At 70.3% G+C, this 14440-nt stretch carries 15 protein-coding genes; 8 read left to right on the forward strand and 7 right to left on the reverse strand.

From position 1 onward, the window contains the following. The first annotated feature begins 45 nt into the window (after nt 1-45). The gene (locus IE290_RS22610; RefSeq protein WP_191246677.1) at nt 46-333 is read left to right on the forward strand and encodes an Lrp/AsnC family transcriptional regulator; all 288 of its coding nucleotides are present in this window, start codon (nt 46-48) and stop codon (nt 331-333) included. A 68-nt stretch (nt 334-401) separates the two neighbouring features. Here IE290_RS22610 and qcrB read toward each other — a convergent pair whose 3' ends face one another. Genes qcrB through ctaE form a run of 4 tightly spaced genes read right to left on the reverse strand, consistent with a single transcriptional unit; the run spans nt 402 to nt 4740 of the window. Continuing rightward, the gene (gene qcrB, locus IE290_RS22615; RefSeq protein ID WP_191246678.1) at nt 402-2072 is read right to left on the reverse strand and encodes a cytochrome bc1 complex cytochrome b subunit; all 1671 of its coding nucleotides are present in this window, start codon (nt 2070-2072) and stop codon (nt 402-404) included. Beyond that, entirely contained in the window at nt 2069-3232 is a 1164-nt protein-coding gene (qcrA, locus tag IE290_RS22620; protein ID WP_191246915.1) for a cytochrome bc1 complex Rieske iron-sulfur subunit, read from the reverse strand. Before qcrA ends, qcrB begins: the two co-directional genes overlap by 4 nt. A 5-nt stretch (nt 3233-3237) precedes the next feature. After that, the gene (qcrC, locus tag IE290_RS22625; RefSeq protein ID WP_191246679.1) at nt 3238-4056 is read right to left on the reverse strand and encodes a cytochrome bc1 complex diheme cytochrome c subunit; all 819 of its coding nucleotides are present in this window, start codon (nt 4054-4056) and stop codon (nt 3238-3240) included. Between the two features lie 54 nt (nt 4057-4110). Then, nucleotides 4111-4740, reverse strand: coding sequence for an aa3-type cytochrome oxidase subunit III (gene ctaE / locus IE290_RS22630; protein ID WP_191246680.1), 630 nt, complete (start codon nt 4738-4740; stop codon nt 4111-4113). Nucleotides 4741-4836: 96 nt separating this feature from the next. Here ctaE and IE290_RS22635 point away from each other — a divergent pair, with 96 nt between their 5' ends. From IE290_RS22635 to trpD, 3 genes are read left to right on the forward strand one after another with little or no spacing between them, the layout of a single operon-like run. Then, on the forward strand, nt 4837-5268 hold the full coding sequence (locus IE290_RS22635) for a hypothetical protein (RefSeq protein ID WP_191246681.1): 432 nt from the start codon (nt 4837-4839) through the stop codon (nt 5266-5268). Between the two features lie 41 nt (nt 5269-5309). Further along, the gene (locus IE290_RS22640) at nt 5310-5720 is read left to right on the forward strand and encodes a response regulator (protein ID WP_191246682.1); all 411 of its coding nucleotides are present in this window, start codon (nt 5310-5312) and stop codon (nt 5718-5720) included. Nucleotides 5721-5770: 50 nt separating this feature from the next. After that, nucleotides 5771-6796, forward strand: a complete 1026-nt coding sequence (gene trpD, locus IE290_RS22645) for an anthranilate phosphoribosyltransferase (RefSeq protein ID WP_191246683.1) — start codon at nt 5771-5773, stop codon at nt 6794-6796. 904 nt (nt 6797-7700) lie between these two features. Here trpD and IE290_RS22650 read toward each other — a convergent pair. Beyond that, entirely contained in the window at nt 7701-8120 is a 420-nt protein-coding gene (locus tag IE290_RS22650; RefSeq protein WP_017984060.1) for a cytochrome c oxidase subunit 4, read from the reverse strand. A 52-nt stretch (nt 8121-8172) separates the two neighbouring features. Further along, entirely contained in the window at nt 8173-9114 is a 942-nt protein-coding gene (gene ctaC / locus IE290_RS22655) for an aa3-type cytochrome oxidase subunit II (RefSeq protein ID WP_191246684.1), read from the reverse strand. A gap of 166 nt (nt 9115-9280) precedes the next feature. On the opposite strand from ctaC, the gene asnB reads away from it, so the two are divergent. The 4 genes from asnB to IE290_RS22675 all read left to right on the forward strand — a co-directional run bounded on the left by asnB (nt 9281) and on the right by IE290_RS22675 (nt 13373). Beyond that, a complete protein-coding gene (gene asnB / locus IE290_RS22660; protein WP_191246685.1) occupies nt 9281-11215 on the forward strand; it encodes an asparagine synthase (glutamine-hydrolyzing) in 1935 nt (644 codons plus the stop codon). A gap of 104 nt (nt 11216-11319) precedes the next feature. Next, the gene (locus tag IE290_RS22665; protein WP_191246686.1) at nt 11320-12258 is read left to right on the forward strand and encodes a hypothetical protein; all 939 of its coding nucleotides are present in this window, start codon (nt 11320-11322) and stop codon (nt 12256-12258) included. A gap of 9 nt (nt 12259-12267) precedes the next feature. Next, nucleotides 12268-12960, forward strand: coding sequence for a hypothetical protein (locus tag IE290_RS22670; protein WP_191246687.1), 693 nt, complete (start codon nt 12268-12270; stop codon nt 12958-12960). Continuing rightward, entirely contained in the window at nt 12957-13373 is a 417-nt protein-coding gene (locus tag IE290_RS22675) for an Rv0361 family membrane protein (protein ID WP_191246688.1), read from the forward strand. The genes IE290_RS22670 and IE290_RS22675 overlap by 4 nt, the downstream gene beginning before the upstream one ends. Nucleotides 13374-13378: 5 nt before the next feature. Here IE290_RS22675 and IE290_RS22680 read toward each other — a convergent pair whose 3' ends face one another. Then, the gene (locus IE290_RS22680; protein WP_191246689.1) at nt 13379-14368 is read right to left on the reverse strand and encodes a carbohydrate kinase family protein; all 990 of its coding nucleotides are present in this window, start codon (nt 14366-14368) and stop codon (nt 13379-13381) included. Nucleotides 14369-14440: the final 72 nt, after the last annotated feature.

Raw genomic sequence — 14440 nt, forward strand, 5'->3', positions numbered from 1 at the left:
GAGCTACGATCGCCGCGCTACCCAATTCATGCGAGGAGGACGCGAGTGATCACCGCGATCGTGCTGATCCATGCCGTGGCGGACAGCATCCCGGAGACCGCGCAGGCGATCGCCGACATCGACGGCGTGGCGGAGGTGTACTCGTGCGCCGGCGACGTCGACCTGATCGCGATCGTGCGCGTGCACGCCCACGAGGAGCTCGCCGACCTCATCCCGGCCAGGATCGGCAAGGTGCCCGGCGTGATCGACACCGACACGCACATCGCGTTCCGGTCCTACTCCACCGCCGACACCGAGTCCGCGTTCGCGATCGGCGTCGAAGACGCCGACTGACACCGACTGACACGGCGAACGAGAAAGGGCCCCCGGATCGCTCCGGGGGCCCTTCTCGTGACCGTGGACTAGTGGTCCGGGGTCTTCCAGCCCGACGGGACCTCGCCCTTGCTGGGCAGCTCGCCCGGGACGTGGCCGTTGCCGTGCCCGTCGCCGCGGGCCCGGTCGAGCGCCGACGTCTCCTCCACCGGGTCCGGCGCCAGCAGGGTGCCCGGCACCGCACGCCCGGCCGCGCCGAGCTTGTTCATCTTCTTCGGCACCGCCGCGCCCTGGTACTCCAGCGGGATGGCGTGGCCGTGGTCGTCCACACCGCCCAGCGGCTGGTGGATCTCGATGAACTCACCGTGCGGCAGGCGCTTGATGATGCCGGTCTCGATGCCGTGCTCCAGCACCTCGCGGTCGGACCGCTGCAGGCCCAGGCAGATCCGGTAGGTGATGAAGTACGCCAGCGGCGGTAGCACCAGGATGCCGATACGGCCGGCCCACGTGGTCGCGTTCAGCGAGATGTTGAACTTGTCCGCGATGATGTCGTTGAACCCGGACAGCTCGACCACCATGAAGAACGCCAGCGCCATCATGCCGATCGAGGTGCGGACCGGTGCGTCGCGCGGGCGCTGCAGCAGGTTGTGGTGCGCGGTGTCGCCGGACAGCTTCCGCTCGATGAACGGGTAGGCGATGAGCAGCGCGAACAGGACCGGCATCCACACCGCGCCGGCGAAGAACACCGCCGGGACCGTGTAGTTGCCCAGGTAGAGCTCCCACGCGGGGAAGATCCGCAGCAGACCGTCGGCCCAGGCGAGGTACCAGTCCGGCTGCGAACCCGCGGACACCTGCCCCGGGTTGTACGGGCCCAGGTTCCAGATCGGGTTGATCTGGAAGATGCCCGCCATGATCGACAGGACACCGGTGACGATGACGAAGAAGGCACCGGCCTTGGCGGCGAACACCGGCATGATCCGGACGCCGACGACGTTGGTCTCCTTGCGCCGCACGCCCGGGAACTGGGTGTGCTTCTGGTACCAGACCAGCGCCAGGTGCACGCCGACGAGCGCGAGCATGATGCCCGGCAGCAGCAGGATGTGCAGCGTGTACATGCGCGGCACGATCTCGTCGCCGGGGAACTCCCCGCCGAACAGCGCCCAGTGCAGCCAGGTGCCCATGATCGGCACCGAGAGCACGATGCCCGACAGGGTGGCGCGGATACCGGTGCCCGACAGTAGGTCGTCCGGCAGCGAGTAGCCGAAGAAGCCCTCGAACATGCCCAGGATCAGCAGCAGCGCGCCGATGACCCAGTTGGCCTCGCGCGGCCTGCGGAACGCTCCGGTGAAGAAGATCCGGAACATGTGCACCATCATCGCCGCGACGAACACCAGCGCGGCCCAGTGGTGCAGCTGGCGGACGAACAGACCGCCGCGGACCTCGAACGAGATCTCCAGGGTCGTCTGGAACGCGCGGGACATCTCGACGCCCTGCAGGTTCTTGAACGGCCCGTGGTAGACGACCTCGGCCATCGACGGATCGAAGAACAGGGTCAGGTAGACACCCGTGATGATCACGACGATGAAGCTGTAGAGCGCGATCTCACCGAGCAGGAACGACCAGTGCGTCGGGAAGACCTTGTTCATCTGGTGCCGCAGGCCCTTGGCCAGGCGGTACCGCTGGTCCATGTTGTTCGCGGCCTCGGCGGCGTGCCGCTCCAGCGCGCTGGACCCCCGGGTCGGCGTGGTGAGTGAACTCATGACTTGCGCTCCCAATAGGCGGGGCCGACCGGCTCGATGAAGTCTCCCCGCGCCACGAAGTACCCCTCATCGTTGACCGTGATGGGCAACTGCGCAAGCGCGCGGGTCGCCGGGCCGAAGATGGGCTTGGCGTAGTGCAGGGCGTCGAACTGCGACTGGTGGCACGGGCACAGGATCCGGTTGGTCCGCTGCTCGTACAGGGAGGTCGGGCATCCGACGTGGCTGCAGATCTTCGTGTAGGCGTAGTAGTCGCCGAAGTTGAAGTCCTCCTGGCCGGCCCGCTTGACGACCCGCTGGGCGTCCTCCGGACGCAGGCGGATCAGCATGACCGGGGCGTCCGCGCGCATGAACACCGCGGCCAGCGCCTCGTGGTCGCCGCGCTCGCTCTCCCGGAACGGGTAGACCGTCTCCATGGCGCCCGCGTCCAGGTCCTCCGGGCGCAGCAGGACGACCTCGTCGCTCTTGCCGGTGTAGCGGCGCAGGTAGACGGTCTCGCCCGGGTGCTCCGGCTTCCACGGCGTGTGGGCCAGGTTGTCCTTGGACTCGGGGTCAGCCCACGGGTTCTTGATGAACGACGCGACCGGCAGGGCGACCAGGCCAAGCCCCATCACACCGGCGCCGAGGCCCGCGGTGCGCTTGACCAGCGAACGGCGGCCGATGGTGCTGCGGTTACCCGCGTCGGCCAGCTGCGCGACGATGGTCTTGCGGTCGATCTCGGCCGAGCCCTTGCCGTCGCCGTCGTGCCGCTCCTGCACCGCGAGCTCGTTCGGGATGAACCGCTTGGTGTAGAGCAGGACGCCGATGCCCAGCGCGAGGATCGACAGGCCGAGCGTGAAGCCCAGCACGGGGGTGTACAGCGCGTACTTCTCGTACTCGCCGGTGTCCGGAGCCTTGTACTCCCACCACTCCGGCCAGCAGATGGTCACCAGGAAGCCGAGACCGGCCAGCGCCGCGATGGTGAACCACAGCGCGACGACCCGCTCCGCGCGCTTCTCCGCGCGGGTGCCCTTGACGGGCCACGGGTCCGGGTAGTCGACGAGCTCGACGCCATCGAGCTTCGTGCCCAGCTTCACCAGCTGGTCGCGGTCCATCTCGGCCAGTTCGGCCTCGGAAGGCTGGGGAACCCCCGGCTCGCGCCCGGCGCCCGGGTGCTCTTCCATGCTAGTCATGCCCTCGATCCAATCCACAAAGTCACGCCGACGATGGCGCCGATGCCGACGATCCACGCGACGAGTGCCTCCGAGGCCGGCCCCAGTCCGCCGATGCCGTTGCCGCCGGGGTTGTTGTTCCCGTCGGACACGGACTTGACGTAGGCGACGATGTCCCGCTTCTCCTCGGGGGTGAGCTGCCGGTCGGAGAACTTCGGCATGTTCTGCGGACCGCTCAGCATCGCCGTGTAGATCTGCTCTTCGCTGGCCGGGCCGAGCTCCGGCGCGAACTTGCCGGCCGACAGGGCACCGCCCTGGCCGGTGAAGTTGTGGCAGGACGCGCAGTTGAGGCGGAACAGCTCGCCACCGCGCGCCGGGTTGTCGCCGCGCAGCGCCTCACCGGTCTGGGCGGGCCGCTCCGGGCCGCCGCCGTTGGCCTGGATGTAGGCGCCGACCGCGTCGATCTCCTCCGGGGTCAGCTTCGCCGGCTTCCGCTCCGCCTGGGCTTCCTGGCGGACCGCCGGCATGCGACCGGACGAGGTCTGGAAGTACACGGCCGCGTCGCCGACGCCGATCAGGCTCGGGCCGCGGTCCTCCACGCCCTGCAGGTTCGAGCCGTGGCAGCTGATGCAGCTGTTGTTGTAGACCTGCTGGCCCAGGCGCAGCTGCGCCGGGTCGCCCTGCGCCTGCGCCGTCTGCGGCTGCGGCACCAGGAGGGCGTAGCCCAGGCCCGCGCCGACCAGCGCCACACCGAGCGCGAGCGCGCCGGCGAGGCGGCGGCGCAGCTTGGTGCGGGCACCGAACCGGCGCCTGGAGGTGTTCTTGCTGGTGGTCATTCTTCGGCAACCCTTGCTGTCAGTTCAGGCCGGTCCATGGGGTGGCTGGCGCGGTCACGGGATGATGTAGATGACCGCGAACAGGCCGATCCACACGATGTCGACGAAGTGCCAGTAGTAGGACACGACGATCGCCGAGGTCGCCTGCGCGGGGGTGAACTTGCTCAGCTTCGTGCGGATGAGCAGGAAGACGAAGGCGACGAGACCACCGATCACGTGCAGACCGTGGAAGCCGGTCGCCAGGAAGAACACCGTGCCGAAGGCGCCGGACGGGATGGTCACGCCCTCTTCGACCAGGGTGACGTACTCACCGGCCTGACCGGCGACGAAGATCGCGCCCATGATCAGGGTGATGACGTACCAGCGGCGCAGCCCGTAGACGTCACCGCGCTCGGCGGCGAACACGCCGAGCTGGCAGGTGAACGACGACGCCACCAGGATGATGGTGAAGGGCAGCGCGTACGGGATGTCGAGGTGGATGGGCTCGTCGGTCGCCGGGTTGATCGGCGGCCAGACCCCCGTGGCGTTCTGCGCCTTGACCGTGAAGAACATCGCGAACAGCCCGGCGAAGAACATGAGCTCGCTGGAGAGCCACACGATCGTGCCGACACTGACCATGTTCGGCCGGTTCAGCGAGTGCACCCGCTGGCTGATGGTGGGAGCTGCCGTTGTCACGGGTCGCATTATGTCTCCCTGCGATGCGACCTGCTTGGTCGGGTCCGGCACGCCGCGCCGGGGGTGTCGGTCACAGTGACGAACGCGGAGGGTGAGGATCAGGGCGTGGGATTCTTCGATCGGGTGCGTGACCTGCTGCGAAAGCGTGGCGGACCGGACCTCACCGTGGACACCGAGGGTGTCGTCGTCGTGGCCGAGGCCTTCGACGTCGCCGAAGCCGACTCGTCGGTGCTTCGGAGATCACACCTCTGGCGGGCGGACGAACCGGCGATCCTGCGCCACCACCTCGTTCTGCCACCGGATCGGGTCACCGAGGCGGCGTCGGTGCTCGCCCAGGACGGGTGGGAGCTGCGCCCGGAAGACGGCGGCGAGGGCCCCGTCCGGGTGCACGCGCTGCGCGTGCAGAAGCTGGACGCGCTGCACTGCGCGCAGGAACGGGCGCGGATGGCCGGTCTGGCGCAGCGGCTGGACGGCGACTGGCTCGGCTGGGACGCGTTACAGCCGATGGGCCTGGGTGGAACCGGGCGGGACGGCTAGCATCGACACGACCAGTACAGCGACGAAGCCGGAGGGTCGACTTGTCCGAACAGTCCACGCGGATCCTGGTGTTCAGCCACCGACCAGAAGTGCGGGAGTCGATCATCACGGCGGTCGGCCGCAGGCCCGCCACCGACCTGGGCCGGGTCGACTACGTCGAGGCCTCCGGAGTGGCCGACGTGCTGGCCGAGATGGACGAGGGCGCGGTCGATCTGGCGATCCTGGACGGCGAGGCCCAGCCGACCGGCGGCATCGGGCTGTGCCGGCAGTTGAAGAACGAGATCGACGACTGCCCCCCGATCGTGATCGCCGTCCGGCGCAAGGACGACCGCTGGCTGGCGACCTGGTCCCAGGCCGACGCCGTCCTGGTCCATCCGCTCGACCCGCTGACCGCGGCGGAGACGGTCGCGGACGTGCTGCGGGCCCGCCGGGTCCCGGTCGTCCGGGGCTGAGGCGCCGCGACGAACTCAGGCCGGTTCGCCGGCCTGGAGGAAAGGTGACCATGGGCACGCAGACTTGGCCCACGCTGCTCAACCAGCTGATCGCCGGCGCGGATCTGTCCGCCGAGGACACCGCGTGGGCGATGGACCAGGTGATGTCCGGGGAGGCCACCCCCGCCCAGGTCGGCGGCTTCCTGGTCGCGCTGCGCGCGAAGGGCGAGACGCCGGCCGAGATCACCGGGCTGGCCGACGCGATGCTGGCGCACGCCCGGCGGGTGCGGATCTCGCGGGACGCGGTGGACATCGTCGGCACCGGCGGGGACCGGTCCGGGTCGGTGAACATCTCGACGATGGCCTCGCTGGTGACGGCGGCGGCCGGGGTGCCGGTGGTCAAGCACGGCAACCGGGCGGCGTCGTCCAAGGCCGGGACCGCGGACGTGCTGGAGGCCCTCGGGGTGGCGATCGACCTGCCGCCGGAGGGGGTGCGGCGGTGTGTGGAGGAGCTGGGGATCGGGTTCTGCTTCGCGCCGGTGTTCCACCCCGGGTTCCGGCATGCCGGGGCGCCGCGCCGGGAGCTGGGGGTGCCCACGGCGTTCAACCTGCTGGGGCCGTTGACGAACCCGGCCCAGCCGACGGCGGGGTTGATCGGGTGCGCGTTCCCGGACAAGACGGAGGTGCTGGCGCGGGTGTTCGCGCGCCGGGGCACGTCGACGCTGGTGGTCCGCGGGGACGACGGCCTGGACGAACTCACCACGACGACGACCAGTTCGGTGTGGGTGGTGTCGGCGGGTTCGGTGCGCGCGACGTCGCTCGATCCGGCGTCCTTGGGCATCCCGCGCGCGACGGCGGAGGACCTGCGGGGCGGTGACCCGGCGGTGAACGCGGAGGTCGTGCGCGAGCTGGTGGCGGGCAAGCCCGGGCCGGTGCGGGATGCGGTGTTGCTGAATGCCGCTGGTGCGCTGGCCGCGCATGCCGGGTTCACCGAGTCGCTGGAGGAGGATCTGGCGGCGGGGCTGCGGAGGGCCGCGGAGGCCGTGGATTCCGGTGCGGCTGCCGAGCTGCTGGCCCGGTGGGCGGCTTTCCGCTGACGTTTCTCGGTTGCGGGGGTTTGCGGCTGGGCTGGTGGTGGGCGTGCGAGAGGGCCAGTCGCGCGGGTGCGAGGGGGCGGCTCGCGCGGGTGCGAGAGGACGGCTCGCGCGGGCGCGAGTGGCAACCGCATGGCTGGACCAGTGCCGGGCGTGCGCGAGGACCAACCGCAGCCGCACGAGACGACCAGTCACGTGGGCGCCACTGGCAACCGCGCGACTGGACCAGCAGCGAGCACACGAGAGTCCCAAGCCGCACGAGACGACCAGTCACGTGGGCGCCACTGGTAACCGCGCGACTGGACCAACGGCGGGCGCACGACAGGGCCACTCGCACGGGCGCGAGGGAGCCAGCCGCGCGAGTGCGACTCGCAGCCGCGCGACTGGACCAGCGGCGGCCGCACGAGATGACCACTCGCGCAGGCGCCACTGGCAACCGCACCGCTGGAGCAGTGGCGGGCGCACGACAGGGCCACTCGCACGGGCGCGAGGGAGCCAGCCGCGCGAGTGCGACTCGCAGCCGCGCGACTGGACCAGCGGCGGCCGCACGAGATGACCACTCGCGCAGGCGCGACTGGCAACCGCACCGCTGGACCAGCAGCGAGCGCACGAGGGCCAACCACAGCCACACGAGAACGCCAGTCGCGTGGGAGCGACTGGCAGTAGCGCCGCTGAACCAGTGGCGGCCGCACGACCGGTCCAATCGTGATCGCACGAAGGGGACAGTTCGTGCAGTTGTGACAGGGCCGCCGCTCGGCGAGCGGTGTCGCACCCTAGCTCCTCAGCCAAGCGCCCGGGCCACCCCACCGGACACACGAAAAGGGGCTCGCCCGGGCCACCCACGCCGGACACACGAAAGGGCCCGCCCGGCGAATCCACCGGACGGGCCCTCCTCAAAACCCCAAGATCACTCGTGGTTCGGCCCCGTGTGGTACTCGAACACCAGGCCGCCCACCGTGAGCAGGATCAGGATCCCCCCGACGACCAGCATCCAGATGTGGAAGAACGCCAGCCCGAGACCCACGAACGCCGCCGACGCCGCCAGCCCGATCGGCCAGTAGCTGCCCGGGCTGAAGAAGCCCATCTCACCGGCACCGTCGCTGATTTCGGCGTCGTCGCGGTCCTCGGGGCGCGGTTCGATCCGCCGGCCCACGAACCGCATGTAGCTGCCCGCCAGGAGGGACAGCCCGCCGGTCAGGATCAGGGCGACCAGGCCGACCGGCTCGACACCGTAGCCACTGGCCAGGCCGGTCCACACGCCGTACACGATCGCGATGAAGAACGCGAAAGCGGTGACCAAGTCGAAAATCCGGGCTTCGACCTTCATGACGCTGTCCTCACTGTGCTCATGCTTCCAACACCCACGTGAACCAACCGGCTCAGCCGGACTGCGTCCGCAGCGTGCGGTCGGTGTTGAACGGCTTCGTCGTGGTCGCCTGCGGCGCGCACAGCTCGCCGCAGTTCAGCGCGGCCAGCGCCTCGGCCGTGGTGTTCGGCTGCCCGGTGGCCGGGTTGATCTGCGTGCGCAGCTGGATGTACCGGTCGAACTGGTCGGCCGGCAGCGCCCGGACCTCGAAGTTCATGCCCGAGTGGTAGGTGCCGCACAGCTCGGCGCAGCGGCCGACGAACGCCCCGGTCCGGTCGATCGTGTTCTGGAACGACGGGTCCTGGTTGTTCTTCTCCGGGTCCGGGAACACGTCGCGCTTGAAGTGGAACTCCGGCACCCAGAAGGAGTGGATGACGTCGGCCGACCGCAGGTTGTACTGGATCCGCTTGCCGGCGGGCAGCACCAGGATCGGGATCTCGCTCGAGCTGCCGACGGTCTTGATGACCTGGCCGTTGGCGTCCTTCGGCGCGCTCGGGTAGTCGAACTCCCAGTTCCACTGGAACGCGATCACGTCGACCGTGACGTCCGGGTCCGGCTCCTCGGCCAGCACCTTGCTCTCGGTGGTCGCGGTGAAGAAGAACAGCACGCAGACCATCACGAGCGGCAGCACGACGCAGAACAGCTCGAGCGGCACGTTGTACTGGAACTGCCGCGGCAGGTCGCCCGGCCCGTCGGTCTTCTTCTTCCGGTGGAAGGCGACCGACCAGAAGATCAGGCCCCACACGATGACACCGACGGCGAGCGCGGCGATGACGGACCAGGTCCACAGGACACGCATGTCCTCGGACTCCTTGGTCACGCCGACGGGCCACCCGAACCGCAGCACCTCGTCACCGGAGCACCCGGTCGCCAGGAGCGCGACGAGCCCGGCCAGTGCGGCGACCTTACCGACTTTCGCCGAACGTGATGCCGGAGTGCGCTCATCCCTGCCCACTGCGCAGCGCCCTTTCAACCCAGGCCTCCTTGACGATTTCTGGCTTACCAGCGGGAGCCTAGCCGAGCTACCGCGATCCGCAGCCCAAGGGGTGACCGTTCGTGGCGGGGGCTGCGGGCATACTGGGCGCTCGACATCCGGCCACGACCTCGAGGTGTGAATATCCGTGTGCGGCCTGCTTGGACTGCTGTGTGCCACTGAGAACGACGCGGTCAACGCGCGTGAGGCGGTCGGCGAAGCCATGCGCTGCCAGCGCCATCGCGGCCCCGACGAGCGCGACACCTGGACCGACGCCGAGGTCGTCTACGGCTTCAACCGGCTCGCGTTCATCGACGTCGAGCACGCCCACCAGCCCCTGACCTGGGGTCCGCCGGAGTCGCCGAACCGCTACACCCTCAACTTCAACGGCGAGATCTACAACTACCGTGAGCTGCGGGAACAGCTGACCGCGGAGCACGGTGCGAAGTTCGCCACAGAGGGCGACGGCGAAGCGATCGTCGCGGCCTACCACTACTGGGGCCGCTCCGCGGTGGCGAAGCTGCGGGGGATGTTCGCCTTCCTGATCTGGGACGCCGAGGAAAAGGTGATCTTCGGCGCACGCGACCCGTTCGGCATCAAGCCGCTGTTCTACACGCACGGGCCGGGCGGCACGGCGTTCTCCAGCGAGAAGAAGTCGCTGCTGGAGCTCTCCGGCGTGCTGGGGATCACCAAGCAGCTCGACCGGACCGCCCTGCAGCACTACCTGACCCTGCAGTACGTGCCGGAGCCGGAGACGCTGCACACGCGCATCCGCCGCATCGAGTCGGGCACGTCCTTCACCGTCTCCCCCGGCGGCGCGCCGAAGATCGAGCGCTACTTCTTCCCCGAGTTCACCGCCAAGCCGGTGCGCGGCGCCGCCGAGGCGAAGATCCTGCACGAGCGCATCCGCGACGTGATGCGCGACTCGGTCGGCAAGCACATGATCGCCGACCCGGACATCACCGTCGGCACCTTCCTGTCCGGCGGCATCGACTCGACCGCGATCGCGGCGCTGGCCAAGGAGCACAACCCGAACCTGATCGCGTTCACCACCGGGTTCGAGCGCGAGGGCTACTCCGAGGTCGACGTGGCGGCCGAGTCGGCGGCGGCGATCGGGGTGAAGCACGTCATCCGGACGGTGTCAGCGGACGAGATGATGGAGGCGCTGCCGCTCATCGTCTGGTACCTGGACGACCCGGTGGCCGACCCGGCGCTGGTGCCGCTGTGGTTCATCGCGCGGGAAGCGCGCAAGCACGTCAAGGCGGTGCTGTCCGGCGAAGGCTCCGACGAGCTGTTCGGCGGCTACACGATCTACAACGAGCCGCTGTCGCTGGCGCCGTTCGAGAAGGTGCCCGGTGGCCTGCGCAAGGTGATCGGCAAGGTGTCCGAGCGGATCCCGGAGGGCACGCGCGGCAAGGACCTGCTGCGCCGCGGCGCGCTGCCGCTGGAGGAGCGCTACTACGGCAACGCCCGCATCTTCCGCGACGACCAGCTGCGCGGGGTGCTGAAGACGTTCCAGGAAGGCGTCGGGCACCAGGACGTCACCGCCGAGCACTACCGCACGTCGGCGAACTGGGACCCGGTCGCCCGGATGCAGCACGTGGACCTGTTCACCTGGCTGCGCGGCGACATCCTGGTCAAGGCCGACAAGATGACCATGGCGAACTCGCTGGAGCTGCGGGTGCCGTTCCTGGACGCCGAGGTGTTCAAGGTCGCGGCCGGCATCCCGCTGGACCAGAAGATCACCAAGGAGACCACCAAGTACGCGCTGCGCCGCGCGCTCGAGGGCATCGTCCCGGCGCACGTGCTGAACCGGCGCAAGCTGGGCTTCCCGGTGCCGATCCGGCTGTGGCTGCGCGACGAGATGTACGACTGGGCGCGCGGCATCATCGCCGACTCGCAGACCGACGAGCTGCTGGACAAGCAGGCCGTGCAGCGCCTGCTGGACGAGCACCGGGCCGGCACGCTGGACCACAGCCGGCGCATCTGGGCGCTGCTGGTGTTCATGATCTGGCACGGCATCTTCATCGAGCACCGCATCAAGCCGGAGATCCCGGAGCCGGTGTACCCCGTGCGGATCTGAGGTGGTTTCTGGGCCGTTCCGGTGAAGCGGCCCGATTCCGCCCCCACCCACACGGGTGACGCGCTACAACTCCTCGCGGAGACACGTGCCGGCGAGGGGGTCCCATGACGCGACCGGGCAGGTTCGCGCGGCTGCTGCTGGTCCTCCTGGCCGCCGTGCTGGCGATCACCGGCACCCCGGTCGCGCTCGCGCAGACGACGGCGCCCGCTCCGGCGGGCTGTGCGGCGGAGCAGGCGGCTCTGGCGTCGGTCCAGAGCCAGATCACCGCCCACAACGCCAAGCCGCACGTGTTCACCCTGCCCAGGCAGGCGGGGGAACTCGCGGCCTACGACGCCGAAGCCGCGCAGCTCAACGCCGCCCAGGCCACCGCGATCCAGAACCTGCAGGCGTGCGAGCAGCGCGTCCAGGCGATGGCCCAGGCCCGGCAGCGGGCGCTGGACGACCTGCTGGACCGCGCGAACAGCGACTACACCCCGGCGCCGCCGGACGCCCAGCAGCTGCGGCGGGTGCGCGAGGCGCGCGACAACCTCGCCGGCAGCGGCTGGCGCCCGCCCAGCCCCGCCCGGCCCGGGCCCGACGGGCAGTGGAACGTGCCGGAGAACACGCCCCTGCGCGAGCTGTACGACGCCGTCCGCCGGACGACGCCGCAGTGGCCGTTCCCGAACGTCCGGTTGCAGGGGGCGCCGCGGCCGCGGATCGGCGACCCGGACCCGTCGGGGTACAGCCCGGGCGGCGCGATCGGCCGGGCACCGGGGCCGCGTGGCGGGCCCAACGTCTCGCCCGACCACATCATCCCGATCGCGCAGATGGTGTACCTGCGCGGGTTCACCCGGCTCAGCCCGGAGAACATGCTGGCGATCGCGAACTCGCCGCTCAACCTGCAGTGGATGTCCCGGCTCGCGAACAGCGCCAAGAGTTCGAAGAGCATGGGCGCCGTGGCGAAGGCGGATCCGGCGTGGGCGCAGAGCCAGACCGCGCTGGAACGGAGCACGCTGGCGCGGCTGCAGGACATCATCGACCGGTTGCTGGCCAACGGTGGATAGGCTGATCACGTGGACGAGTTCGACCTCGACGAAATCGCCGCACAACTCGACGACGAGCACCCGGTTCAGCTCGTCGAGCCGGGAACACCCGAGGCGGACCGGGTGCCGCCGGGCTGGCGGGCCATCGCCGCCTCCGACGATCCCGCGGCTCGCCGGGCCGCCGCGCTGGCGCTGTGGAACCCCGACTTCCTCGAGCTGGTCCCGCGGTTCGCCCGCGCCCTGCGGGAGAACCTCGCCGACGTCCGGCTGGCCGTCCTGCGGGGTGACCCGGTGCTGCTCTACCTCGTGCGCCCGGCCCGCCCGCCCTACACCGTGTGGGTCGGCTGGCACCCGGACACCTTCGGCGCGACACCGCCGAACTGGGCGGCGCTTCCCGCTCCGCTGCGCCGGTTCCTGCGCGAGGTCCACGCCGGGTTCACCGCCACCGACTGGCAGTCGTTCGGGCCCGTGCAGCCGGCGAGCATGATGTCGTTCGCCGAGTGGGCGGGGTTCGACGGCCCCATCCCCGGCTGGGACGGCAGCGACGGCCGGATCGCCTCGGACCGGCTGTTCTTCGTCGCGAAGGACGGCGGCCTGCTGCACCACTGCACGTCCCCGGACCTCGAAGCCGGGAAGGTCGCCCTGGTCTACGAGGGCGACGTCGAGATCGCGGACTTCGCCCCGGCGCTCGACGAGCTGATGGCCGGGCGGTTCGACTCGTGAGCGCACCCCGCCGGACGAAGATCGTCGTCGCGTCCACCGGCGTCGTACTGGTCCTCGCGATCGGCGCGCTGTTGTTCGTCCTGCTGCGCACCACCGAGGAGGACCGGGTGGCCGAGGCCGTGGACCGGTTCGTGACCGCCGTCGACACCGAGGACCAGGCGGGGATTCTCGACGCGCTGTGCGGGGCGGAGGCCGCGAGCCTCACCGGCGACGACGACTTCGACCCGGCCTACAACGGGCACACCTCGGGCTCCCCGCGCGAACGGGAGATCGCCGGGGTCCGGATCGACGGTGACGTCGCCGCCGCCCGGCTGACCCGGCCGGGTCAGCCGCCGACGACGCTCTACCTGCTGCGGGAGAACGGCGGCTGGAAGGTCTGCGCCCCCGCCGCCGAGCGGTTCGCGGGAGCCTGACCCCGTCAGGCGGGCAGCGCGGGAGCGATCTCCGCCGCCGCGTCCGGGCCGAACGCCGCACCGATCCGGGACAGCGCCGACTCGCGGTCGAGGGTCCACTCCTGCGTGCCGACGGTCTCCAGCACCAGCACGGCGATCATCGAGCCGAGCTGGGCGGAGCGCTCCAGGCTCAGGTCCGCGTTCAGGCCGGCCAGGAACCCGGCCCGGAAGCCGTCGCCGACGCCGGTGGGGTCGGCCTTGGTCAGCTCGGGCACCGCGCCGACCTCCAGCGCCAGGCCGTCCTTGCCGACGATCTCCACGCCCTTCTCGCCGAGGGTGGTGATGCGGATGCCCACGTGGTCGAGCACGTCGGCCTCGGACCAGGCCGTCTTCTGGAGCAGCAGCTCCCACTCGTAGTCGTTGGTGAACAGGTACTTCGCGCCGGCGACGAACCGCCGCGCCTGCTCGCCGGTCATGCGGGCCAGCTGCTGGGAGGGGTCGACCGCGAAGTCGAACCCGCGCTGGCGGCACTCGTCGGCGTGCCGGAGCATGCCGTCCGGGTCGTCCGGGCCGATCAGCATCAGCCCGAACCCGCCCACGCGGTCGGCGATCGGGCCGAGCTCGATGTTGCGGGCCTCGGCCATGGCGCCGGCGTAGAAGGTGGCGATCTGGTTGAGGTCGTCGTCGGTGGTGCACACGAACCGGGCGGTGTGGGCCAGCTCGGAGATCAGCACCCCGGCCGTGTCCACCCCGTGCCGCTCGAGCCAGGACCGGTAGTCGGCGAAGTCCGCGCCGGCCGCGCCGACCAGCACCGGGCTCGCGCCGAGCACCCCCAGGCCGAAGGCGATGTTGGCGCCGATGCCGCCGCGGCGGACGACCAGGTCGTCGGCCAGGAAGCTCAGCGAGACGCGGTGCAGCTGGTCGGCGACGAGCTGCTCGGCGAACCGGCCGGGGAAGTGCATGAGATGGTCGGTTGCGATGCTGCCGGAAACGGCTATGCGGGCGTTGATGGCCACCGGTGCTCTGCTCCCTCTGGCTGGCTCGAACTGAAGTTACCGATGGGAAATACCCCGTCGGAGCTAAATCTG

Origin of the sequence: Amycolatopsis deserti, from assembly GCF_014653945.1 — a bacterium.
In the GTDB taxonomy this organism is placed as follows: Bacteria; Actinomycetota; Actinomycetes; order Mycobacteriales; family Pseudonocardiaceae; genus Amycolatopsis_E; species Amycolatopsis_E deserti.

What these genes read in the sequence shown, in the direction of transcription:
- qcrB (WP_191246678.1), bottom strand. Translation starts at nt 2,072, where the DNA reads ATGAGTTCACTCACCACGCCGACCCGGGGGTCCAGCGCGCTGGAGCGG.
- qcrA (WP_191246915.1), bottom strand. Translation starts at nt 3,232, where the DNA reads ATGGAAGAGCACCCGGGCGCCGGGCGCGAGCCGGGGGTTCCCCAGCCT.
- qcrC (WP_191246679.1), bottom strand. Translation starts at nt 4,056, where the DNA reads ATGACCACCAGCAAGAACACCTCCAGGCGCCGGTTCGGTGCCCGCACC.
- ctaE (WP_191246680.1), bottom strand. Translation starts at nt 4,740, where the DNA reads ATGCGACCCGTGACAACGGCAGCTCCCACCATCAGCCAGCGGGTGCAC.
- trpD (WP_191246683.1), top strand. Translation starts at nt 5,771, where the DNA reads ATGGGCACGCAGACTTGGCCCACGCTGCTCAACCAGCTGATCGCCGGC.
- IE290_RS22650 (WP_017984060.1), bottom strand. Translation starts at nt 8,120, where the DNA reads ATGAAGGTCGAAGCCCGGATTTTCGACTTGGTCACCGCTTTCGCGTTC.
- IE290_RS22665 (WP_191246686.1), top strand. Translation starts at nt 11,320, where the DNA reads ATGACGCGACCGGGCAGGTTCGCGCGGCTGCTGCTGGTCCTCCTGGCC.